This is a genomic window from Paraburkholderia fungorum, assembly GCF_003610895.1.
Taxonomy (GTDB): Bacteria; Pseudomonadota; Gammaproteobacteria; order Burkholderiales; family Burkholderiaceae; genus Paraburkholderia; species Paraburkholderia fungorum_B.
This window is the reverse complement of sequence record NZ_MCAS01000018.1, coordinates 1-22,867: the sequence shown is the minus strand read 5'-3', so window position 1 is coordinate 22,867 and position 22,867 is coordinate 1. Positions and strand designations below refer to the sequence as shown.

The window sequence follows — 22,867 nt, the reverse complement described above, 5'->3', positions numbered from 1 at the left end:
TATGGCTGAGCTTCCCGATCACGACGCAGCACTCACCGAGACCTGTCTCGAGAGCAAAACGATCCATCAAGGGCCGTTCCTGACACTCAAATGCGATACGGTCCGCTTGCCCGACGGCAAGCAGGCCACTCGCGAGTACGTTCAGCATCCGGGCGCCGTCATGGTGATCCCGTTGTTCGACGATGGCCGCGTGTTGCTGGAAAGCCAGTATCGCTATCCGATGGGCAAGGTCATGGTGGAGTATCCGGCGGGCAAGCTTGACCCGAACGAGGGCGCGCTGGCCTGCGCCAAACGGGAACTGCGGGAAGAGACCGGCTATACGGCGCGCGAATATGTTTATTTGACGCGCATTCACCCCATCATTTCCTATTCGACTGAATTCATCGACATCTACCTCGCGCGTGGGTTGACTGCCGGCGAGCGCAAACTCGACGACGGCGAGTTCCTCGAGCTGTTCACGGCGACTGTTGCCGATGTATCCGAGTGGGTGCGTACCGGCAAGATCACTGACGTGAAAACCGTTATCGGCACGTTCTGGCTGGAGAAGGTGATGTCGGGGGTGTGGCCAACGGCCGCGCCGCAGTAACACGCTCAGTCCTGAACCCAGGGTGAGCACGAGTCGCGCCCTGCGGATAAACCACCCAAAAAGCCCCTGTTGGTCTATGACCGGCAGGGGCTTTGTCATTGGGGCACGGTATCGACTCAATAACTCGCATCAGTGCCCTGAAGGGCTTTTGTCCTATGCCATTCGATAGTCTCGCCTCGCGGGCGTTACCGCTCTAGTATCGATCTCTGGCAGTGAAGTTTGTTATCGCATTTATTTTGGATAACGAAGGGTGTGGGGCGGAGTTGATTGCGTTAAAAGTTGTCAGTTGACAACCTTGGACGTATGCACTAGATTGGAGGGTATAGATGGTTCGTGGAGTCCATTCCAAAAAGGAGATTGAGGCTGCGATGGCTTACGCGGAAAGCCACGGCTGGCGCATCCAGGGCGGCGGCAAAGGTCATGCTTGGGGAAAGATGTACTGTCCATACAACGACGCGGAATGTCGTTGCGGCGAGTTCTGCATCTCGAGTGTGTGGAGTACACCGAAGAATCCCGACAACCACGCTAAGCACCTCAGGCGCATCGTCGACAATTGCACGACACGCCGGCGGTAGAAATGTTCGAAGGGTAGAACCCGAAGCTGAATGAAGGCAGGAGTAGCTTATGGAATATGTATTCACTTTGAAGTACCAGCTCGCGGCGGAAGATTGCGACCTTGACGAGATCGTCGAGCGCCTGGGCGAGGCCGGATGCGACGACGCCACGATCGGCGTAGGGCAGCCGGGGCGTATTGCGCTGGTTTTCGCGCGCGAAGGCGCGTCGGCATTCGAGGCGCTTTTTAGCGCGCTCCAGGATATCAAGCAGGCGGTGCCGTCCGCACGCCTTGTCGAAGCGGGGCCGGATTTTGTCGGCCTCACGGATGTCGCGGAGGTAGCGGGCGTCTCACGGCAAAACATGCGTAAGCTGATGTTGAATCACTCACTCGACTTCCCGCCGCCCGTTCATGAGGGCAGCGCATCGGTATGGCATCTGTCGGACATCCTTGGCTGGCTGACTGCGCGTGGCGGGTATGAGATCAAGGCGGACGTACTTGATGTCGCGACATCGGCCAAGCAGATCAACCTCGCCAAAGAGGCGCTTCAGATCGAACCGCGGCTTAACCGCCGGCTCGGATTCCTCGTGGCTTAAACGGCGCGGGGCGGCATGCGCGCGGATCCACGAGTGCCATGCGATCAGCACGCCATTTCATCCACGGGTTCCCGGTGTGCCATTCTCCGGTTTGGCCACCTCCGGCAGTCTATTGCGCAAAGCGTTAAAATCGCGCACCGCGTTCGATTTGTAGGCGACGCCTGGTGTCGACGCGTCGGCCGTAAAAATTTACGAACGATCGTTCACAAATTTCCATTTTGCGCTAAACTGGCACGCAAGCCCTGATTCCACATGAAGGTCCTCGATTTACAGTGTCCGCATGGCCATCGGTTCGAAGGCTGGTTTGCTTCGGCTGATGACTTCGAGTCGCAGCAGCTCCGCAAGCTCGTCGAATGTCCGATCTGCGGTGCGCACGAAGTGAGCCGTTTGCCGTCGGCGCCCCGGCTGAATCTGTCTGGCGCGACCGACACGAAAGTCCCTGCGGGCGCGGGGGACATGCAGGCGCGTGTAATGCGCGCATTGCGCGAGGTACTGGAAAAGACTGAGAACGTGGGCGACCGCTTCGCCGAGGAAGCACGGCGCATTCACTACAACGAAGCGCCCGCACGCAATATTCGCGGTGTTACGACACCGGAAGACGCGAAAGCCTTGGTCGAAGAAGGCATCGAAGTGATGCCGCTGCCGGTCCCGGCTGCCTTGAAGGAACCGCTGCAATAGCGCAGTGGCTCACTGGCAGCGGGCGGTTGCGGCCAGGAGACACTACGCATGAATCTGGACTATTCCCCCGCTGACGACGCGTTCCGCGCCGACATCCGCGCCTGGCTCGAAGCGAATCTGCCTCGCGAGCTGAGCGACAAAGTACTCAACCACAAGCGTTTGAATCGCGCAGACTTCGCGAGCTGGCACAAGCTGCTCGGCACGCGCGGCTGGTCAGTCGTCGCCTGGCCGAAAGAATACGGCGGCCCGGGCTGGGACGCGACTCAACGGCATATCTGGGACGAAGAGTGCGCGCGTATCGGCGCGCCGTCCGTGTTGCCGTTCGGCGTCTCGATGGTTGCGCCTGTACTGATGAAGTACGGCAATGAGGCGCAGAAGCGCCACTATCTGCCGCGGATTCTCGACGGTACGGACTGGTGGTGCCAGGGCTACTCCGAACCCGGCTCCGGCTCCGATCTGGCCTCGCTGCGCACACGCGCCGAGCGCGTTGGCGATCACTATGTGGTCAACGGCCAGAAGACCTGGACTACGCTGGGCCAGTACGCCGACATGATGTTCTGCCTCGTGCGCACCGACAGCGGCGCGAAAAAGCAGGAAGGCATCTCGTTCCTGCTGATCGACATGAAGACACCCGGTATTACGGTGCGTCCGATCATCACGCTCGACGAAGACCACGAAGTCAACGAAGTCTTCTTCGAAGACGTGAAGGTGCCGCTCGACAATCTGGTTGGCGAAGAGAATCGTGGCTGGACCTATGCGAAGTACCTGCTCGGACACGAGCGCACGGGTATTGCGCGCGTCGGCCAATCGAAGCGCGAACTCGTATTCCTGAAGCGCCTCGCGCTGGACCAGAAGAAGAACGGCAAGCCGCTGCTGCAAGATCCTGTGTTCGCCGCGAAAGTCGCAAGCCTCGAGATCGAACTGATGGCGCTCGAAGTCACCGTGCAACGCGTAGTCGCCAATGAAACCGGCGGGCGCGGGCCTGGACCGGAAGCCTCGATGCTCAAGATCAAGGGCACGGAAGTGCAGCAGGCGCTAACCGAACTGATGTTCGAAGCCGTTGGACCACTCGCCGCACCGTTCGACGTGCCCTTCCTTGAAGGCGAACGCGAACATAGTGTCGCCGGCGACGATGACGCCGCGCCGCTGGCCGCGTACTACTTCAACTTCCGCAAGACGTCGATTTACGGCGGCTCGAACGAAATTCAAAAGAACATCATCGCGCAGATGATTCTGGGACTTTGAGGAGCGGCGCATGGACTTCACTTTCAACGACGAACAACAGCAATTTGCTGACGCGCTGCGCCGTTATCTGGACAAGAGCTATGGATTCGAGGCGCGCCAGGCGATTGTGCAATCGGAAGCCGGTGTATCGGATACGCACTGGGCGGCCTTCACCGAATTGGGGCTGACCGCGTTGCCGGTGCCGGAAGCGCAAGGTGGCTTTAATGGCAGCCCGATCGATATGCTGGTGGTGATGCAGGAACTCGGCCGTGCTCTGGTGGTCGAGCCGTACTGGGCGACTGCGGTGGGTGTCGAAGCGCTGCGGCTGGCGGGCAGCGCGCAGGGCGAAGACGCATCGCTGCTCGAACGCTCGGCCCAGGGTGAGATCAAGCTCGCAGTGGCATTTCACGAGCCGCATGCACGTTACGACCTGTTCGAGGTCGAGACCGCGGCGAGCACTCAGGGTGATCAGCAGACGTTGACCGGCACGAAGTCGGTTGTGCTGCACGGCGCGCAAGCAGATTACTGGATCGTGCCGGCTCGACTGAATGGCGAGATCGCGCTCTTTGTGGTCGCTCGCGATGCCGCGGGCGTCAAAGTGACCGACTACCGCACAATCGATGGCCAGCGCGCGGCAACACTGAAGTTCGAGGGCACGCCTGCACGCCGGCTCACGGGCAAGCACGCCGGCGCCGCAGCACTCGAGCACATCGCGGATTACGGCACGGTGCTGCTCTGTGCCGAAGCGATTGGCGCGCTCGATGCGCTGAATCATGCAACGGTCGAATACACCAAAACGCGCCAGCAGTTCGGTCAGCCGATCGCGCGTTTTCAGGCTTTGCAGCATCGCATGGTCGAGATGCTGATTCAGGCCGAGCAGGCGCGTTCGGTCACTTATCTCGCGGCGATGCGCTACACGAGCGCAGACGCCGACGAACGCCGCCGTGCGGTCTCCGCGGCGAAGGCACGCGTTGGTCAGGCCGCGCGGTTCGTGGGGCAGCAGGCCGTCCAGTTGCACGGCGGCATGGGTGTCACGAACGAAGTCGCGGCGGCGCATCTGTTCAAGCGCCTTGCTATTATCGAAACCACTTTGGGCGATGTCGATCACCATCTTGCGCGGTTTGCCGCGCTGCCCGGTTTTGTCACTGCCGAAGCTTGATCAGCCGGTCGAATCGGATGGGAAGGAGGTGTGGCGATGGGTTTGAGTTTCGAGGACATGGTAGTCGGCACGACTACCGAAATCGGCAAGCATACGTTCACGCGTGAAGAGATTGTCGAGTTCGCGGAGAGGTTCGATCCGCAGCCGTTTCACGTGGACGATGCCGCTGCCGCAGAGTCGCCGTTTCGCGGATTGATTGCAAGCGGCTGGCATACCTGTTCGGTCATGATGGGCATGCTGGTGCGTAATCTGATCGCGGGTTCTACGTCGATGGGGTCGCCCGGTATCGACGAAATCCGCTGGTTGAAGCCGGTGCGCGTCGGCGACACGATCACGATGATGAACGCTGTGCTCGACAAGCGTGTTTCGGAGAGCAAACCGGATCGGGGCATCGTGTCGACACAGTGGGAGGGCATCAACCAACACGGTGAGACGGTGATTACTGTGCGCTCCAAAGGCCTGTTCGGACTACGCAATCCGGGAGCTGCGTCGTGACGGGCAGCAGTGCGGCGGCAGCCGCAACGTTTGGCGACGCAGCGGCTTTGCGCGCGCTGATTGGCGCTGAACCGCTCGTCAGCGACTGGCTGACGGTCGATCAGGCGAGCGTCGATCGTTTCGCCGAAGCTACCGGCGATCACCAGTGGATTCACGTCGATCCCGAGCGGGCACGGCGTGAGTCACCGTTCGGTGGTCCGGTCGCACATGGGTTCCTTACGCTGTCGTTGATTCCGGCCTTGCTCGGCAAGACGGTGGCGCTCGAGCAGCGCATGGGTGTCAATTACGGATTGAATCGCGTGCGATTCACGTCGCCCGTGCCGGTCGGTTCGCAGTTGCGTGCACGGTTTGCAGTGGAAGCCGTCACTGATGTCGACAACGCAGGCGTGCAGGTTGAATGGAATGTGACGCTGGAGCGGCAGGGCAGTGAGCGGCCGGTATGTGTCGCGGAGTTCATCACGCGGCACTACTTCTAACCGTCCATAGCCGGCAGGTTGGGAAAAAAAGCGCGAGCGGCCGTGATGCCGTCTCGCGCTTTTTTATGTCGATGCCTCTACGGACGGAGATGCTGCGATTGCGCTCATCTCATCGTCAATGCGAATGAGCACCGCACCGAGACCGCGCATCGACGGCACGACTACCGCTTGGCGTACTGCGTCGCACCGAACAGCATTTCTTTGGCTTTATCGTCCATGAGTGGCTTACGGGCCGACGCCAACACTTCGACGCCGCGCACCACCGCCGGACGTGCGGCAATTTCTTCGTGCCAGCGTTTCACATTCGGCAACGCATCCAGTTCGATGCCCTGGTTTTGCCACGAGCGTGTCCACGGAAATGCCGCGATGTCAGCGATCGTGTAGTCATTGCCGGCCAGATACCGCGTCTTGCCAAGTTGCGTATCCATCACGCCGTACAGACGCCGCGCTTCGTTCGTGTAACGGTTGATCGCATATTCGAGCGGCTGCGGCGCGTAGATACGGAAATGATGCGTTTGCCCAAGCATCGGACCGAGGCCGCCCATCTGGAACATCAGCCATTGCAGCGTCGCATAGCGTGCGGCCGGATCGGTGGGCAGGAATTTACCGGTCTTCTCCGCGAGGTAAATCAGAATCGCGCCCGATTCGAACAGTGCGAACGGTTTGCCGTCGGCGTCTTTGGGACCTTCCGGATCGACGATCGCGGGAATCTTGTTGTTCGGGCTGATGGCAAGGAATTCGGGTTTGAACTGGTCGCCTGCACCGATGTCGATGCCATGCGCCGCGTACGCGAGGCCCGTTTCCTCGAGCATGATGTGAACTTTATGGCCGTTCGGGGTTGCCCAGCTATAGACGTCGATCATCCTGGCTCCTTCGTTTTGTGAAAGCGGCGCCGCAAAGGGCGCCACAATTGACGAAAATTAGAGCACAGATCGAGCGACGCTGCTGGGCGCGCCGTTATGAGCCTGATCTCGACTTCGCGGCCTGATCGACCACTGCGAAGCCAGGCTCGAACGCCCGCTCATACGTTCAAGCGTTCAAACCCGCGTAACCGGCATCTCCACGCGCGCCGCAGCGCCCGCATCCATGTAGCGTGCCAGTTCGAGCTTTGCGATTGCGTTGCGGTGCACTTCGTCGGGACCGTCGGCGAAGCGTAGCGTCCGTGCGCAAGCATAGGCATACGCCAGCGGAAAATCGTCGCTGACACCACCGCCGCCATGCGCCTGGATCGCCCAGTCGATCACCTGGCATGCCATATTCGGCGCGACCACCTTGATCATGGCGATCTCGCCGCGCGCGCCCTTGTTGCCGACCGTGTCCATCATGTACGCGGTTTTCAGTGTCAGCAGACGCGCCTGTTCGATCATGCAACGTGCTTCGGCGAGGCGCTCCTGCGTGACGCCTTGCGCGGCAACCGGCTTACCGAAAGCGATGCGTTGCATGGAACGTTTCGCCATGAGTTCGAGCGCGCGCTCGGCGAGACCGATCAAACGCATGCAGTGGTGGATGCGTCCTGGTCCGAGGCGGCCCTGGGCAATTTCGAAACCGCGTCCTTCGCCGAGCAGCATGTTGGTGGCCGGCACGCGCACGTTCTCAAGCGTAATTTCCATATGACCATGCGGCGCGTCGTCGTAGCCGAACACGGTGAGAGGGCGGTGTACGGTAATGCCGGTGGCATCGGCGGGAACCAGAATCATCGACTGCTGTGCATGGCGCGCAGCTTCGGGGTCAGTCTTGCCCATCACGATGTAGATTTTGCAGCGCGGATCTCCTGCACCGGAGGACCACCACTTGTGGCCGTTGATCACGTAGGTGTCGCCATCGCGCACGATGCTCGTCTGGATATTGGTCGCGTCCGAGGATGCCACCTCCGGTTCCGTCATCAGAAACGCCGAACGGATGTGCCCTTGCAGCAACGGTTCGAGCCACTCGCGCTTGTTGTCGTCGCTGCCGTAGCGTTCGATTGTTTCCATGTTGCCAGTGTCGGGCGCATTGCAGTTGAACACTTCCGGTGCCCAGGGTACACGGCCCATGATCTCGCACAGCGGCGCGTACTCAAGATTCGTCAGGCCGGCGCCGCGCACCGATTCAGGCAGGAACAGGTTCCACAAGCCGGCGTCCCGCGCCTTCTGTTTCAGTTGCTCGATCAGCTCGGTTGGCAGCCACGCGTTGCCGTTCTGGCGATTGCGCGCAATCTCGGCGTAGAACGCCTGCTCGTTCGGATAGATGTGCTCGTCGAAGAAGGCGAGCAGTTTCTCGCGCAGCGCCTGAACCTTCGGGGTGTAGTCGAAATTCATGTGTGACCTCGCGGATGACGAATGACGTGTGTTCAGGAGCGCAACCTGGTGCGCCGATTGGCTTAACGTACTTTCTGTGCGTAGCGCCAGGCGAGTTCGGCCATCGGCTTCGCGCGGCGCCCGGCGTCGAGCGCCTGAGCACTGGCTGCTGTACCGTCGACCACGCGTTTCATGATCCCTTGCAGAATGGCGGCGATGCGGAACATGTTGTACGCCAGATAGAAATTCCAGTCGCCGTGGATCTCGAAGCCGGTGCGCTTGCAATAGCGCTCGACGTATTGCGCTTCGTCAGGAATGCCGAGGGCCGCCCAGTCGAGGCCCGCAATGCCCCGAAACTGCGTGGGATCGACGTGCCACGCCATGCAGTGATAGGCGAAGTCAGCGAGCGGGTCGCCGAGCGTTGACAGTTCCCAGTCGAGTACGGCCAGTACGCGTGGCTCGGTGGGATGGAAGATCAGATTGTCGAGCCGGTAATCGCCATGCACGACCGAGGCGCGCTCGCCCGTTTCCGCCGGCATATGCTGTGGCAGCCATTCGATCAGGCGTTGCATCGCGTCGATCGGCTCGGTTTCGGACGCGATGTACTGCTTGCTCCAACGGCCGATCTGGCGGGCGAAATAGTTGCCCGGTTTGCCGTAGTCGGCAAGACCGATTGCCGTGACGTCGACGCTATGCAGCGCGGCAATCACGCGATTCATTTCGTCGTAAATGGCCGTGCGTTCCGCAGGCGTCATGCCGGGCAAAGACTGGTCCCACAGCACGCGACCCTCGACAAACTCCATGACGTAGAACGCCCGGCCGATCACGCTTTCGTCCTCGCACAAAGCGAGCATATTCGCGACCGGCACATCGGTGCCGGAGAGTGCATGCATCACGCGGTATTCGCGTTCGACAGCGTGCGCTGAGGGCAGTAACTTCGCGGCCGGCCCGGGCTTCGCGCGCATCACATACGAGCGCGTGGGCGTAACGAGTTTGAAGGTGGGATTCGACTGGCCGCCGGCGAATTGCTCCAGCGTGAGTGGTCCGGAAAACCCATCGACATGCTGGCTTAGCCACGCGGCGAGCGCGTCGCTGTCGAAGCGTTGCCGCTCGTTGACAGGCCGCGTGCCCTCGAAGGCCGAGTAATCCGGCTTGTGTTCTGGTTCGCCGGTCTGTGTGGCTTGCACCATGTGTCTCCTCCAGTTCGGGTTCAACTACGCTGGTATTGAATGAATTGTGCGTAGAGCATTTCCATCGTGGTGTTGCGAACGTCGCGGTGTAAGGGCGACGGCGGGGCATAGTTGATCGTGCGCAGTACCCAGTCGCGCGGTGCGGCGCCGACATCGAGCGCGTTGATGCAACCGGTGGCCTGCGCCAGATGGCCGAAAAAAGTACGGCCGCCCGCAGTGAGCGCATGCGACAGAATCGCGCGATTCACGCCCCCGTGCAGCACCAGCAGCACGGTGTCCCATGACGTGTCCTCGCGCAGCGCCGCCACTGCGGGCAACACCCGGTCGAACAGCGCGCCGATGGTTTCGCCGTCGAGAAAGCGGGTGCTTTCCGGCACGATGCCGTCGAACGCGCCGAGAAACGCTGCTTCGATATCCTGCGGCGCAATGTTGCTGAGCTTGCCGCCGCGAATCTCCTGCAACGCGGGTTCGATATCGAACTCGATCTGCTGACCGGTTTCGGCCAGCACGCGTTGGGCGGTTTCGACGGTGCGCGGCAAACCGCTTACGATCACCCGATCGAACCGGATGTGCTGTTCGGCGAACACCCGGCCTGCCGCGCTTGCCTGCTCGCGGCCGTTTGCGTTCAACGGCACGGTTTCAGGGTCGATCGCGCGGCCGGAGTCGTCGAAGTAGGTCACATCGCCATGACGCATCAGAAAGATGCGGCGGCGTTTGGGGAGTTGAAAGTCAGGCATGGTCCCTTCGCTCAATTCGGTTCACTCGCGTTCATTTGTAGACTGGCGCGCGTTTTTCGAGGAAGGCGGAAATCCCTTCGAGCCCGTCGCGATGGTGCAGTGAGGCAACAAAGCTGTCGCGCTCGGCGACCAGATGTTCAGCAAGCGGCTGTGCGCCTGCCGCGCCGATGAGCCCCTTGATGCGCGCGACCGAATTCGGCGAGATCTTGCCGATTTCGTCGGCCCAGGCGAGCGCGGCGTCGCGCACGGTGCCGGTCTTCGCCAGTTTGTTGACGACGCCGAGATCGTGCAGACGCGCGGCGCCGATCGGTTTGCCTTCGATCAGCACTTCGGTCGCCAGTTGACGCGGCAGGGCCTGTGCGAGAAACCACGAGCCACCGCCATCGGGCGTGAGCCCCACGCGTGCATACGACATGACGAATTTGGCGTCTTCCGCGGCGACTATCAGATCGCACGCAAGCGCGAGCGAAAATCCCGCACCGGCGGCTGCGCCGTCGACGGCGGCGATCACCGGCTTCGACGACAGGCGCAGCGCCGAAATCCATTCGCCGAGCAGGTCGATACTTTCTGCCTGCACCGACGGATCTTTCGCGCGATTTTCCAGCAGGCGGTTCAGATTGCCGCCGGCACAAAAGAAATTGTCAGCGCCGGTAATCACGACCGCGCGTATGGAAGGATCGCGCTCCACGGACTCGAGCGCTTCGATGCCCGCGGCATACATGTCGGGATGCAGCGCGTTGCGTGCGCCGGGGTTCGACAATGTGAGGACTAGCGTCGATTCGCTTTCAGTCGGGCGCGAGGTCAGCAGTTCGGCGCTCATTGTTGGGTCTCCGTTTGAGTGTCTGCAGCGTCGCGTTGCGTGAGCGACAGGCCAAGTTGCGCACGCCGTGCCAGCCAGGGCGATGGACGATAGCGCGGATCACCGAGCACGCTAAAGATATTGCGCAAGATGGTGAGAATCGTTTTCGCGCCGAGGGCATCGCCGAGTGCGAGTGGCCCGCGTGGGTAGCCGAGGCCGAGCGTTACGGCGAGGTCGATATCGTCCGGCGTCGCGATCTGTTTTTGCGCAATGTCGCAGCCGATGTTGACGATGGTCGCCACGACGCGTTGCGCGACGAAGCCGGTCGAGTCACGGATCACGGTGACAGGAACGCCGTCGGCGGCAAAGAGTGCGTGCGCGGTTTCACGTGCCGCGCGGCTGGTGGCGGGCGTCGTCATGAGCGTGCGGCGTTGTGCGGTGGCCAGCGGGAAAAGGGTGTCGATAGCGACAACGCGGGCGGCATCGAGTGCTTCGTCGACGGCGGCGGTGGTCGCGTCGTGACCGAACGGTGTCACGACGATCAACGAATCCGCTGTGGGCGTTGCGCCTTCGTCGAGCTTGACGCCGGCCTTGGCGATGAGTTGCACGACGGCATCATGCGCCTGCGGATAGCGCTTGCTGACCCACACGCTGCGCGGCAGTTCGGTTGGCGCGGGCGCTTCCGTAGGCACTTGCTGCTTGCCGTCTTCATAGCGATAGAAGCCTTCGCCCGTCTTGCGGCCGATCAGGCCACCGGCGAGGCGCGTGCCGGTGATCGGCGAGGGTGTGAAGCGCGGTTCTTCATAGAACTGGTGATAGATCGATTCCATCACCGGATGCGATACGTCAAGCGCGGTCAGGTCGAGCAGTTCGAACGGCCCGAGGCGAAAGCCTGCCTGCTCGCGCATGATGCGGTCGATGTCGGCGAAGCTCGCCACGCCTTCGCCGGCCACGCGCAAGCCTTCGGTATTCATGCCGCGGCCCGCGTGATTGACGATGAACCCGGGCATATCTTTCGCGCGCACCGGCGTGTGCCCCATGCGGCGCGCGAGGTCCATCAGCGCATCGCCAACGGCGGGATCGCTGCGCAGGCCGTCGATCACCTCGACGACCTTCATCAGCGGAACCGGATTGAAGAAGTGATATCCGGCCACTCGCGACGGATTCGTGCAGCCCGCCGCGATCGCCGTAATCGACAGCGACGAGGTGTTCGATGCCAGTACGCAACGGCCGCTCACCACCGTTTCGAGCTCACGAAAGAGGGCCTGCTTGACCTCGAGTTTTTCGACGATCGCCTCGATGACCAGATCGCAATCGGCCAGATCGCCGACGACCTGCGCGCCGCTCACGTTCGCCAGCGCGGCGAGTGAGCGAGCCTGATCGAGCTTGCCTTTGGCGGTCAATTTGGCGAAAGTCTCGGCAAGGTAGTCGCGTGCGGCGCCGATCGCAGCGGGGTTGGTGTCGTAAAGACGCACGGTGAGACCCGCCAGCGCGGCGATCTGGGCAATGCCGCGGCCCATTGCGCCGGTTCCGACAATGCCGATAGTCTCGATGCTGAAATTGCGAGAGGTCATTGTGATGCTCGACTCCATGGTTATTTTAGAATAGCACGATCGTGCAATTTACTGGATGATTGATCGCAGGCCGCTGCTTTGATTGTGAGGCGCGGTCTCAAACAACCCGAAGGAAGGAGACACCCGATGATCAAGCTGTGCGGTTTCGCGCTTTCTAACTACTACAACAAAGTAAAGTTTGTGCTCCTCGAACACGGCATTCCGTTCGAGGAAGTGCTCGTGATGCCGAGTCAGGAAGAGACGATGCTCGAGCATTCTCCGCTCGGCAAGGTTCCCTATATCCAGACCGAGCATGGCGATCTGTGCGAATCGCAAGCCATCGTCGAGTATCTGGCCGCACGTTTTCCCGACAAGGCGATTTTTTCTGCTGACCCATGGGAAGCGGCCAAGGAGCGCGAGTTGATCACGTTCGTGGATGTGCATCTCGAACTGACCGTGCGCAATCTTTACAAGGAAGCGTTCTTCGGCGGTACCGTGACTGACGCGACCAAGGGGCGTGTCGAGAAGCTGCTCGCGCATCACATTGCCGGCTTCAAGCGGCTCGCAAAATTCGGGCCGTATTTGCGCGGCGAGCGTTTCAGTATCGCCGACGCAGCGGGTTTTGTGAGCTTGCCGCTGGTCGGCATGGCAACGCAGATTGTCTACGGCCGCGATTTTCTGCTCGACGCCGGCGTGGACTGGAAAAGCTATGTGAAGGCGATCAACGCCCGTCCGGCTGCACAGCGCGTGACCGAAGATCGCAAGGCGCACATTGCGGCCTCGCGCCCGGCTTGACCCACGGGTGTCTTGCCGGTGACATGAAATCGGGCGTGCAACGCACGCGTGAGCCGCTGCGCGCGATGGCGAGGAACGTGGGTTCGTTCGCGACATCGCGCGGGGCGCCCTAGAGCCGCGCCAGCCGGTCGAGTGCGGTGGCGAGGGTTGCCTCCTGCTTGGCAAAGCAGAAGCGCACCACGCCGGATTCATGTGCCTCGTGATAGAACGCCGACACCGGAATCGCCGCGACCCCGATCTCGCCGGTCAGCCACTGTGCGAATTCGGCTTCGGGCAAATCGCTGATCGCCGAATAGTCGACGCACTGGAAGTAGGTGCCCGTGCAAGGCAGCAGCTTGAAGCGTGAATTCGCGAGGCCGGCGCGGAAGAAGTCGCGTTTCTTCTGATAAAACGCGGGGAGGTCCAGATACGGTGCCGGATCCTTCATGTATTCAGCGAGGCCGACCTGCATCGGCGTGTTGACCGTGAACACATTGAACTGGTGCACTTTGCGAAATTCAGCGGTGAGCGCGGCGGGTGCGGCCACGTAACCGATTTTCCAGCCGGTGACGTGATAGGTCTTGCCGAAGCTCGACACCACGAAACTGCGCTGCGCCAGTTCCGGATAGCGCGCAACGCTTTCGTGCGGCGCGCCGTCGTACACCATGTGCTCGTACACCTCGTCCGACAGGATCAGCACGTTGGTGCCGCGCACGATTTCCTCGAGCTTGCGCATGTCTTCTGCGCGCCAGACCGTGCCGGTCGGATTGTGCGGCGTGTTGATCAGGAGGAGCCGCGTTTTCGGCGTGATCGCGGCGGCGAGCTTGTCGAACGGGATTGCGTAGTCAGGGGCGTCCAGCGTGACAAATACCGGCTTGCCGCCGGCCAGTTCGATCGACGGCACGTAGCTGTCGTAGGTCGGCTCGACCACGATTACTTCGTCGCCGGGATGTACGGTGCAGAGAATCGCGGTTAGCAGCGCCTGCGTGGCGCCCGCCGTCACGGTGATCTCGCTTGCCGCATCGTAGCGGCGGCCGTAGAGGTTTGCGATCTTGTCCGAAATCGCCTGACGCAGCGGCGCGGCGCCGGCCATCGGCGGATATTGATTGTGGCCGTCGCGCATGGCGTTCGCGACCGCGTCGACAATGCGGGGATCGCAGCCGAAATCGGGAAAACCCTGGCCGAGGTTCACTGCGCCTTTTTCGGCGGCGAGCGCGCTCATCACGGTGAAAATCGTCGTGCCGACGTCCGGCAGGCGAGACGGAAACGAGGGACTCATGGGCGTGTCGTGCGGTGCATTCATGGCGCTGTCCGGAGCGTGGTCGAGTGAGTTGGCGAAAGACGTCGTTCGAAAAGGACGAAGCCTGATTGTAGGGAATCGCGGCGCTGCGTGCGCGCAGCCGGTTCAACATTGGCCATCCGGCCAAGTCTCATACCGATGCGGGTTCGTCCGCGATCGCCATCCACGCGCTAACGAACGGCGCCGGCTGTGCAATCTGGAAACCGAAGTCGCGCGCAATCCGCTTGGCGAGTTTCAACACCGCGCGGTCTTTCGACACCAGCCAGTCGGCTTGCGCGGCGTGCGCGAGTTCGAGGAATTTCTGGTCGTCGCGGTCTTTGCATTTGGGCAAGGGCTTCGCATCTTCCGCGGGCGCGGCGGGTTCGACCAGCTGCGCAAGACGTGCGACGACGGCAAGCGCCGCCGCCTTGTCGACATTGCGATGCACGAATTGCGGATAGTCGAGCACGTAGGTGAGTTCGGCGAGGCAGCGCGCGTCGATCAGCGCGGCGAGCGCACCGCTTTCGAGCGCGGCGCGGATCGGCCGCGTGTGCGGATCGTCGAACACGAGAATATCGATCCAGACATTGGAGTCGAGGACGACGCGCAAAGCGCCGTGTGAGGCATGGGAACCGGGCATTCGTTACAATCTGGCTTTCGTCTTTGACCGCCAGGCACGGCGTGCCTGCAAGGCCTCTATGATAATCGTTCTGTCGCCGGCTAAATCGCTCGACTACGAAACCCCTCCGCATGTCAAAAAGCACACGATCCCCGATTTCGTCGACGATGCAGCCGAATTGATCGGCGGATTGCGTCTTTTGTCGCCGCAGCAGATCGGCTCGCTCATGAGCATTTCCGATCAGCTTGCCCACCTCAATTTCGAGCGCTATGCGCAATGGTCGCCCAGTTTCGGCACGCACAACGCCAAGCAGGCTGTGCTCGCATTCAACGGCGATGTGTACGAAGGCTTCAACGCCAGGACCTTGTCCTCGGCCGATCTGGATTACGCGCAGAATCATGTGCGCGTGCTTTCTGGTCTGTATGGATTGCTGCGCCCGCTCGATCTGCTGCAACCGTACCGCCTCGAAATGGGTACGCGCTTTGCCAACACTCGCGGCAAGGATCTGTACGCGTTCTGGGGCGAGCGCATCACGCAGGCTTTGAATGCGCAACTGAAGAAGCGCGCAGCGGCCTCGCGCGTGCTGGTCAACTGTGCTTCCGGTGAGTACTTCAAGTCGGTCAGGCCCAAGGTGCTCGAAGCACCGATCGTCACCCCGGTGTTTGAAGACTGGAAGGGCGGCCGCTACAAGATCATCAGTTTCCATGCAAAGCGTGCGCGCGGTCTGATGGCGCGCTACGCGGTCGAAAACCGTCTCGACAGGCCCGAGCAACTGAAGGACTTCGACTCCGAAGGCTACGCGTTCAACGCCGAGGCTTCGAACGATTCCACTTACGTATTCCGTCGCCGTATCGCTGACTAGGCGATCGCGGCGTACACAAGCAGGGAAGAACATCATGACGTTATCGATTACGAGCAACTTCGATGCGGGTGCGATCGAAGTGCTGGCCTGCGAGGATGCCGGCAACATCCGTCTGCGCGTGCGGCCCGACAGTCACGCTGAGTTCGCGCAGTGGTTTTATTTCCGGTTGTCGGGCGCGGCCGGCGAACGCTGCGTGATGACCTTCGAAAATGCCGCGGCGTGCGCCTTCGCCGAAGGCTGGCGCGACTACCAGGCAGTGGCAAGCTATGACCGGGTGAACTGGTTCCGCGTGCCGACTTCCTACGACGGCCGGGTGTTGACGATCGACCACACGCCGGATTTCGACCGCATCTACTACGCGTATTTCGAGCCGTACAGCGAGGAACGTCACTCGGAGTTTCTCGGTGCGATCCAGCAGATGCCACAGGCCACGCTGACGGAGTTGGGCAAGACCGTCGAGGGCCGGCCGATGTCTCTGCTGACGCTTGGCACACCGCAAACCGGCGATGTGGCCAAGAAGAAAATCTGGCTGATCGCGCGCCAGCATCCTGGCGAGACGATGGCCGAGTGGTTCATCGAAGGCTTCGTCAAGCGTCTCGCGGGTTGGGGCGATTGGGCGGGCGATCCGGTGGCGCGCAAGCTCTACGATCACGCGGTGTTCTACATCGTGCCGAATATGAATCCGGACGGCAGCGTGCGCGGCAATCTGCGCACCAACGCGACGGGCGCAAATCTGAACCGCGAATGGATGGAGCCGGACGCCGCTCGCAGTCCCGAGGTGCTGGTGGTGCGTGATGCAATTCACGCGTTGGGTTGCGACCTCTTTTTCGATATCCACGGTGACGAGGCGCTGCCGTACGTGTTCGTGGCCGGCTCCGAAATGCTGCCGGGCTTCACGGAGCGTCAGGGCGAAGAGCAGAAAGCGTTCATCGAAGCATTCAAACATGCGAGTCCCGATTTCCAGGACAAATATGGCTATGCCGCGAGCAAGTATCGTGAAGACGCGCTCAAGCTGGCGTCGAAGTACATCGGTAACGAATTCGGTTGCCTGTCGTTGACGCTCGAGATGCCATTCAAGGACAACGCCAATTTGCCGGACGAGCGGGTGGGGTGGAACGGCGAGCGTAGCGCGTCATTGGGCGCCGCCATGCTGCAGGCGATTTTGCGGCACGTTGAGACATTCGCCTGACTGGACGCCGTATGAAAACGGGGCACACACTTTCGCAAGTGTGTGCCCCGTTTTTTGGGGGAGGTATGACCCGCCGCGCGGGTCAGTTGAACCGGCCGGGAGCCATGCTCGTCATTGAGTCTTTTTCGCCGGTGACTTCTTCGCGGTCGATTTGCCTGCAGGCTTGCCTGAAGATTTGCTGGAAGTTGCTCGGGAAGATTTCCCCGAGCTTGCCTTCGAGGACTTTCCGGTCGCTTTCTTCGTGGTTTTACCACTAGCGGAGTGCTTACCCTTCACGCTCTTATGCTTGCCCGAGGACGCTCGTGCTCCGCTGGAGCCGGAGCTATGCGCACGGGCTGGCGGCACGGGATCGTTCCAGCTGAACGCGAGCATCTGTGAGCCGACGTAGCCGCAGCGGAACTTGAGATCGGCTGGATCGCCGCCGCTCTGAGGGATGCCGAGACCCTCGACGGTAACGATGCTGTCTACCTTGACGCGCTGCTTGCCCTCGTCGAACGAATCGTTCCAGGGCGTGACCGATGCATGCGCGCTGTCGAAAGAGCTGGGGGGGAATTCGACATGGTCGAAGGCGGTCGATGTACTTGCAACAAAATTGCCATGAGCGGCGCAGTCTGCGACAAGCGGGTCCGCATGCATGTCATTGACAAATTTGTTGACGAGATCGTTGTGCTGTTCGAGTTGATCGGCGTATGCGGGAGCAGCGCAAATGAGCGAGAGACTCGCTGCAAGTGTTGCTAACCGGCCGACCAGCCGCCGCAATCGGCGCGGTACGTTGGTGCGATCCATCTAGTTCGTTAGACGCTAATGAGACATGAGGCACGTAAGATGCCTGGCGAGAGGAATGAGTTCAATCCTGACACAAATATTTTGTCCTGTCGTGGTGCGTGAACTCAGGCGTTTGATGGGCCGGGATGGCCAGTTGCAGCGGACATGTGCTCGACGTCGCGCTCGTGTCAGGTGCGTGGCCCGCCCAATCGATATCGCCGCACATCATAAGTGGTAACCCACGCCGGCCGATAGACCGCGATCAATGCCGTCGACATACCCGTGAACCAGGCCTCCCCGGTGGCCAGCAGAAGCACGCTGAACGCGTATCCGGCTGGCACCACAGCCATTGAGCCGTCGGCGAGCACGATGTGAATGCCGAGCGCCGCCGCCGCCGTGAGCGATACGGCAATGGCGGGTGAGACAAAACCCTGGCCGAAGATAAACATGAAGAGGTTACGCGGCAGCCAGGCGATGCTGGCGCGCTGGATCAGCGTCGAGATACCGACGGGCAGCGCACCGAACACGAGGAAAGTCAGCGCGATGCCCTGCCAGGGGGCGTCGAAGACGACGGCGGCAAGACCGGTGACTATCGCCATGGCGATCAGCGCCAGTCCCCAATCGAACAACGTGACGACTAGCGTGGCGCCCAGCAGATGCATGACCGTGCCGTCGTCGAGCCATGCGTTGCTCGCCCACAGCACCGACACCGCGACGATAATCGCGAGCCAGACATGCTGGAGTGTGCCGTCCTGAAGTCGTTTGAAAGGATTTTTCCACAGCGCGAGCGCGACCACTATCGCAGTGGCGATCCAGCCACCGACAGCGACCCAGAACGGAAGCGGTGTGTAGAGGAAACCCATGTATCTCATATTACTCGTTGGACGAGAAAAGGTGTGAGCGGATTCCATGCCAGCCGACACGAACGCAGCCAGAAAGTGCGCGTTACGATTCTGGCGCGCGCGCCGGCTGAGGTCATACCGAACCTTGCGTGACCTGCTCTGCCACCAACCCGTCGGACGCATCGCCGTATGGCGTGTTGGGTTCCGCCGCCATTGGCAGCGTGTCGGCCGTGTCGTTCGCGGGCAACGGATACTGGAAGCGCCGCGGCGCACGGCGCCGCAATGGCACCACGCCGGCTTGCCCCATGGCCGGACGAACCGGACCATCGTCGTCGTTGCGCAGTACTTCCAGGTGAGCGGACATCCAGCCGTTGTAGAGCGCTACCGCGGCGGCGCGGTTGGGTGCTCCAAGTTGCTGAAATATGCTGGTCAGGTGGATCTTGACAGTGCCTTCACTGATGCCAAGCGTGCGCGCGATCATTTTGTTGGTGCTGCCCATGTGAACGCAGCGCATGATCTGCTGCTGGCGGGGCGACAGACCGCTGGAAAGCCTGGTTCGGCGTGGCGGCGGATTCTTCTCGTCGAATGGCCGGATGGTGGCATCCGGAGGCAGCGGGGGATCGAGCGCCAACGCGCCCGGCGGCACATAGTGACCGCCCAGCAGAACCATCTCGAAAGCGCGCACGATCAGACACGGGTCGGTTTCGCGCGGAACCACGCCTAGTACGCCTTCGTCCATGAGGTTCCGAACGACGGTTGGAGAGGCCTCGTCGGTTAGCACTGCAATGCGCAGGTCCGGGTAATGGCTAAGCAGATGACGGGTATCGCCAACCGACATCCAGTCCTGCCAATCGATCACAAGCAGGTCGGGCCGCAGGCGCTTGAGCGTGCGTTCGACCTGACGCCAATCCTGTGCTTCGTTAAAGCGCGCCAGCCGGTCGATTTGCCGCAGCAGTGCTTTGAGCCCATCGCGTCGTTCCGCGTCTGAGTTGAGTATTGAGAATCGCATGCCATGTCTCCAGATGAATCGGATGAGGGGGCGCGATGCGTGCTAGCTGGCGAAGGTGCCAGGAGCATTGCGAAGCGCCACCGGCACTATGATGACAAATTCCCTTCGCTTTGACGGCCTGTCCAAAAGGCATAGGAGGAATGACATAAAAAAAGCCCCGCGTGCAGCGGGGCTTTCTGATGTCGACGGTGCGGCGCAATGACGCCGCGCCGGTAGATCAGTGGAAATGCGGCTGCGCGGGTTCCGCGTCTTCCGGCATTTCGGCGTGGACGATTTCGCCGAGCGGGTCTGCATAGAGCGGGACGCCGCAGTCATCGCAATATTCCGGCTCGAAGCGGCCCGCGTGGCGGCGTACGTCTGTCACACCGGTTTCCTTGAGCAGTGCGACGATTTCTTCGAGCGGATCGTCTGACGCAGCGGTCTCTTGCGGTTCTTCATCAATTCCGGGTTCGCCGTTTTCGCGGCCATAGAGTGGCCACACGACGCCGTAGATCACATCATTGCTGCCCTTGCGTGTGAAGCCGACGCGATATTCGTCGATACGGCGCTCGCCGAAGCCTGCGACAACAGCGCGCAACTCCTGTGGCGCCGCGCCGATTGTGTCGAATAGATAACGCACGGCGGTCCTAACCGTGTGAGGGCGCACGCTTTCGTCGGCGTCGCGGCAGGCTGAATAATAGGCGTCCGGCAGCAGGCACTCGAATTCACATCCGGGCAGCACCAGCGACAGATTGGCGCCGCCTTGCGTTGCCCATTGTTCGAGGCATTGGCCGCGCTCGATCCGGCTGCCGTTCTCTTCTTCCTGCCAGCGAAACGCCGGTTCGCCCACTGGCGCTGCGACCACCGCTAGCAGAAAGCGCGGGTCGGCCAGGATTGGCGAGGTTTCCGGCAGTTCGCCAAAATTAAGTTTGACGTTGCCGCCAGCCATTGCTGCCTGAGCCAGCTGCTGGGCAATACGCCAGGTTTCGACGTGGTGACGCGGCAGTTGGTCGATGCTGTAAAGGAACGGCACCATGGCGACACGCGTATTGGCCGCGAGCACATGCGCCTGCAGGTGCGCGCGCAACGCGTCGGCCGCGTCCGCTTTGAGCGGGCCGGATGGAATCATGTAGCGAGTCCAGGCCAGCACCGGCGCGGCAATCAGCAGCGCTTCGTAAGGAGCGCCTTCATGCTCGACGATGAACGACTCGCTGTGCGTTTCCGCCATATCGGCGAGCGCGCCGTAAGCATCAGGATGATTCTGCTGCAGATGGTCGAGCGCGGCGTCCAGCGTTGTCTGGTTGGCGTTGCGGATGATCTTGGCCAGCAACACATCGAGTTTCGCTTCCCAGAAGCGGTCCTCGGTGCGGCTGCCCGACGCGAAAAGCGCGAGCGAAAGACCGACAAGCTTGTCGGCATCGGGAGGGAGACGTTTGGCGATTCGCGAGCGCATAAATCCAGGAATTGGGAAGCACAGAACCTTATATTCTAGTCTTTTCTATGCCGGCATATTATTTGGCCGCCTATGCGGGATGGATTGGGAGGTTCTCGCATTGAAAATAAGCCTGTGGCTGGCGCCATCAGACGCGTTGCATGGCATCCTGGCCGGATGATATAAGACATGCCCAGAGGCGGGGCTCGCTTCTATACTGCCCGTGGTCAGTGGGCACCTGGCTGGTGCGTGTCTATTCGTCGCTGTGGTCTGGCACAACAGGAGATTCATAGTGAAATCGGACCAACTGATTGAACGTCTCGCCGCGGTATTTGCGTTGATCATATTGGTGGGCGGCTCCCTGCTGGTGCTTGCGCCTTTTACGACCGCGCTACTGTGGGGCGCCATCCTCAGTTATAGCTCGTGGGGCTTGTACCGGCGCCTCACTGCAGCAGTTGGGGGCCGGCGAAAGCTGGCGGCGACATTGATCGTGCTCATCATTCTGGTCGTAGTGCTTGGTCCATTCGTCTATGCGGGCTTTGCTTTCGGTGCGCACGTTCACGAGATCGTCGCGCTGGTGCAGAGGCTCTTCGAGGCTGGCTTGCCGGATTTACCGCCGTGGGTGGGGCGAATCCCGCTGGTTGGTTCGAACATCGAGACCTTTTGGGCGAACGTAACGAGTAGCAACTCTGAACTGATTGCTCAAATGCGTGCGCTTGCGGCGCCGGCTGGGAAGTGGATTCTGGCGGCTGCGATCGCCGTGACGCACGGTCTGGGATTGCTGGCACTCAGTATCGTGCTCGCGTTCTTCTTTTACACCGGTGGAGAGGGCGCGGCAGCATGGCTGCGGGCGGGCATGCGGCGCATCGCCGGCGAACGCGCCGATTACTTGCTGACGCTGGCTGGCAGCACGGTGAAGGGCGTGGTTTATGGAATCCTCGGCACCGCGCTTGTGCAAGGCATTCTTGCCGGATTTGGTTGCTGGATTGCGGGCGTCCCGGCACCGGCGCTACTTGGATTGGCGACGTTTTTCCTGTCAGTTATACCGGGTGGGCCGGTTGTCGTCTGGTTGCCCGCGGCGATCTGGCTGTATCACGGCGATGCAACGGGTTGGGCCATCTTTCTGGTTGTGTGGGGCGTGTTGGTCGTCGGTATGTCCGACAATGTCATCAAGCCGATTTTGATCGGCAAGAGTAGTGACATGCCGCTGATCCTGGTGATGCTGGGTATCCTGGGCGGTGCGTTTGCTTTTGGCTTCCTTGGTGTTTTCATCGGCCCAACGTTGCTCGCGGTTGCCTATACCGTGCTGCACGATTGGACGATTGGCGCCCCGGCAGCACGCGCTCAGGCATCCGACGTGGAAGTGCCGGTTGTCGACGAGCAAAAGCGCATAGAAAAAGCGCCTTGAAATAAATCCCAGATAACGCTTGCAAGGGCCGGTCTGGCTCGCTAGAATCTCGCTCTTTCGTGCTCCGGACGCCGGGGCACGGGAAGCGGGAGAGCCAGTAGTGGCAAGGCTTTGCGCGAAGTGAGCGGGTTAAGAAAGTTTCAAAAACCTGTTGACGATGTAGCGAAAGTTCTTCATAATCTCGTTTCTCTGCTGCTGATGCAGCGACGCAGAACGAAGCGGTNGCCGGTGGTTGCGAAGTGTGCGACACGGTGCTGGTTTGGTAGTGAATGCGTACTCGATCTTTAAAAATTAACAGCCGATAAGTGTGGGCGCTTGATGCGCGACGCGAGCCGGATTCTTCGGAGTCTGGCATAAGCGAAAGTATCAAGTCTCACACTAGTATTA

General features: G+C 61.0%; 24 protein-coding genes. 12 read left to right on the top strand and 12 right to left on the bottom strand.

The annotated features are described in order from the left end of the window. Position 1 precedes the first annotated feature (1 nt). From BCY88_RS18465 to BCY88_RS18430, 8 genes are all read left to right on the top strand, one after another. Positions 2–586, top strand: a complete 585-nt coding sequence (locus BCY88_RS18465) for an NUDIX domain-containing protein (RefSeq protein ID WP_120345671.1) — start codon at positions 2–4, stop codon at positions 584–586. A 326-nt stretch (positions 587–912) separates the two neighbouring features. After that, positions 913–1,161, top strand: a complete 249-nt coding sequence (locus BCY88_RS40405) for a hypothetical protein (protein WP_120345670.1) — start codon at positions 913–915, stop codon at positions 1,159–1,161. Positions 1,162–1,210: 49 nt separating this feature from the next. Continuing rightward, positions 1,211–1,735: a helix-turn-helix transcriptional regulator gene (locus BCY88_RS18455; protein ID WP_120345669.1), complete on the top strand. Its 525-nt coding sequence runs from the start codon at positions 1,211–1,213 to the stop codon at positions 1,733–1,735. Between the two features lie 252 nt (positions 1,736–1,987). Beyond that, on the top strand, positions 1,988–2,413 hold the full coding sequence (locus tag BCY88_RS18450) for a DUF1178 family protein (protein WP_120345668.1): 426 nt from the start codon (positions 1,988–1,990) through the stop codon (positions 2,411–2,413). A gap of 48 nt (positions 2,414–2,461) precedes the next feature. Then, positions 2,462–3,658 carry an acyl-CoA dehydrogenase family protein gene (locus tag BCY88_RS18445; protein ID WP_120345667.1) on the top strand — a complete coding sequence of 399 codons (1,197 nt, stop codon included), beginning with the start codon at positions 2,462–2,464 and terminating at the stop codon, positions 3,656–3,658. 10 nt (positions 3,659–3,668) lie between these two features. Continuing rightward, positions 3,669–4,796 carry an acyl-CoA dehydrogenase family protein gene (locus BCY88_RS18440; RefSeq protein ID WP_120345666.1) on the top strand — a complete coding sequence of 376 codons (1,128 nt, stop codon included), beginning with the start codon at positions 3,669–3,671 and terminating at the stop codon, positions 4,794–4,796. Positions 4,797–4,832: 36 nt separating this feature from the next. Then, complete coding sequence (locus BCY88_RS18435; protein WP_120345665.1) at positions 4,833–5,291, top strand: MaoC family dehydratase; 459 nt, start codon at positions 4,833–4,835, stop codon at positions 5,289–5,291. After that, a complete protein-coding gene (locus tag BCY88_RS18430; RefSeq protein WP_120345664.1) occupies positions 5,288–5,767 on the top strand; it encodes a MaoC family dehydratase in 480 nt (159 codons plus the stop codon). Before BCY88_RS18435 ends, BCY88_RS18430 begins: the two co-directional genes overlap by 4 nt. Positions 5,768–5,928: 161 nt before the next feature. Here the strand turns inward: BCY88_RS18430 and BCY88_RS18425 are convergent, their stop codons facing one another. The 6 genes from BCY88_RS18425 to BCY88_RS18400 form a co-directional block, all read right to left on the bottom strand. Beyond that, on the bottom strand, positions 5,929–6,630 hold the full coding sequence (locus BCY88_RS18425) for a glutathione binding-like protein (protein ID WP_120345663.1): 702 nt from the start codon (positions 6,628–6,630) through the stop codon (positions 5,929–5,931). A gap of 174 nt (positions 6,631–6,804) precedes the next feature. Beyond that, entirely contained in the window at positions 6,805–8,064 is a 1,260-nt protein-coding gene (locus BCY88_RS18420; RefSeq protein ID WP_120345662.1) for an acyl-CoA dehydrogenase family protein, read from the bottom strand. A gap of 62 nt (positions 8,065–8,126) precedes the next feature. Continuing rightward, positions 8,127–9,233 (bottom strand): phosphotransferase, encoded by a 1,107-nt coding sequence (locus BCY88_RS18415; protein ID WP_120345661.1) that lies wholly within the window; start codon positions 9,231–9,233, stop codon positions 8,127–8,129. Positions 9,234–9,253: 20 nt separating this feature from the next. Continuing rightward, on the bottom strand, positions 9,254–9,970 hold the full coding sequence (locus tag BCY88_RS18410) for a histidine phosphatase family protein (protein ID WP_120345660.1): 717 nt from the start codon (positions 9,968–9,970) through the stop codon (positions 9,254–9,256). A 31-nt stretch (positions 9,971–10,001) separates the two neighbouring features. Beyond that, entirely contained in the window at positions 10,002–10,790 is a 789-nt protein-coding gene (locus BCY88_RS18405) for an oxepin-CoA hydrolase, alternative type (RefSeq protein WP_120345659.1), read from the bottom strand. Continuing rightward, positions 10,787–12,343 carry a 3-hydroxyacyl-CoA dehydrogenase gene (locus BCY88_RS18400; protein WP_120345658.1) on the bottom strand — a complete coding sequence of 519 codons (1,557 nt, stop codon included), beginning with the start codon at positions 12,341–12,343 and terminating at the stop codon, positions 10,787–10,789. The genes BCY88_RS18405 and BCY88_RS18400 overlap by 4 nt, the downstream gene beginning before the upstream one ends. A 126-nt stretch (positions 12,344–12,469) precedes the next feature. Between BCY88_RS18400 and BCY88_RS18395 the strand changes: the two genes are divergently transcribed. Beyond that, on the top strand, positions 12,470–13,117 hold the full coding sequence (locus BCY88_RS18395) for a glutathione S-transferase family protein (RefSeq protein ID WP_120345657.1): 648 nt from the start codon (positions 12,470–12,472) through the stop codon (positions 13,115–13,117). Between the two features lie 109 nt (positions 13,118–13,226). Here the strand turns inward: BCY88_RS18395 and BCY88_RS18390 are convergent, their stop codons facing one another. Continuing rightward, a complete protein-coding gene (locus tag BCY88_RS18390; protein ID WP_120345656.1) occupies positions 13,227–14,399 on the bottom strand; it encodes a pyridoxal phosphate-dependent aminotransferase in 1,173 nt (390 codons plus the stop codon). A 127-nt stretch (positions 14,400–14,526) separates the two neighbouring features. Continuing rightward, positions 14,527–15,015 (bottom strand): putative toxin-antitoxin system toxin component, PIN family, encoded by a 489-nt coding sequence (locus BCY88_RS18385; RefSeq protein ID WP_120345655.1) that lies wholly within the window; start codon positions 15,013–15,015, stop codon positions 14,527–14,529. Between the two features lie 58 nt (positions 15,016–15,073). Here BCY88_RS18385 and yaaA point away from each other — a divergent pair, with 58 nt between their 5' ends. Together yaaA and BCY88_RS18375 are read left to right on the top strand one after the other, a co-directional pair. Continuing rightward, positions 15,074–15,856, top strand: coding sequence for a peroxide stress protein YaaA (gene yaaA, locus BCY88_RS18380; RefSeq protein ID WP_120345654.1), 783 nt, complete (start codon positions 15,074–15,076; stop codon positions 15,854–15,856). 34 nt (positions 15,857–15,890) lie between these two features. Next, positions 15,891–17,045, top strand: a complete 1,155-nt coding sequence (locus tag BCY88_RS18375) for a M14 family metallopeptidase (protein WP_120345653.1) — start codon at positions 15,891–15,893, stop codon at positions 17,043–17,045. Positions 17,046–17,156: 111 nt separating this feature from the next. Here the strand turns inward: BCY88_RS18375 and BCY88_RS18370 are convergent, their stop codons facing one another. The 4 genes from BCY88_RS18370 to BCY88_RS18355 all read right to left on the bottom strand — a co-directional run bounded on the left by BCY88_RS18370 (position 17,157) and on the right by BCY88_RS18355 (position 21,093). Further along, positions 17,157–17,831 carry a BspC domain-containing protein gene (locus BCY88_RS18370; RefSeq protein ID WP_120345652.1) on the bottom strand — a complete coding sequence of 225 codons (675 nt, stop codon included), beginning with the start codon at positions 17,829–17,831 and terminating at the stop codon, positions 17,157–17,159. A gap of 167 nt (positions 17,832–17,998) precedes the next feature. Next, a complete protein-coding gene (locus tag BCY88_RS18365; RefSeq protein ID WP_120345651.1) occupies positions 17,999–18,673 on the bottom strand; it encodes an energy-coupling factor ABC transporter permease in 675 nt (224 codons plus the stop codon). A 112-nt stretch (positions 18,674–18,785) separates the two neighbouring features. Then, entirely contained in the window at positions 18,786–19,661 is an 876-nt protein-coding gene (locus BCY88_RS18360) for a response regulator transcription factor (RefSeq protein ID WP_120345650.1), read from the bottom strand. 217 nt (positions 19,662–19,878) lie between these two features. After that, entirely contained in the window at positions 19,879–21,093 is a 1,215-nt protein-coding gene (locus BCY88_RS18355) for a DUF2863 family protein (protein WP_120345649.1), read from the bottom strand. Between the two features lie 271 nt (positions 21,094–21,364). Here BCY88_RS18355 and BCY88_RS18350 point away from each other — a divergent pair, with 271 nt between their 5' ends. Continuing rightward, positions 21,365–22,480, top strand: a complete 1,116-nt coding sequence (locus tag BCY88_RS18350; protein WP_183081397.1) for an AI-2E family transporter — start codon at positions 21,365–21,367, stop codon at positions 22,478–22,480. The last annotated feature ends 387 nt before the right edge of the window (positions 22,481–22,867 follow it).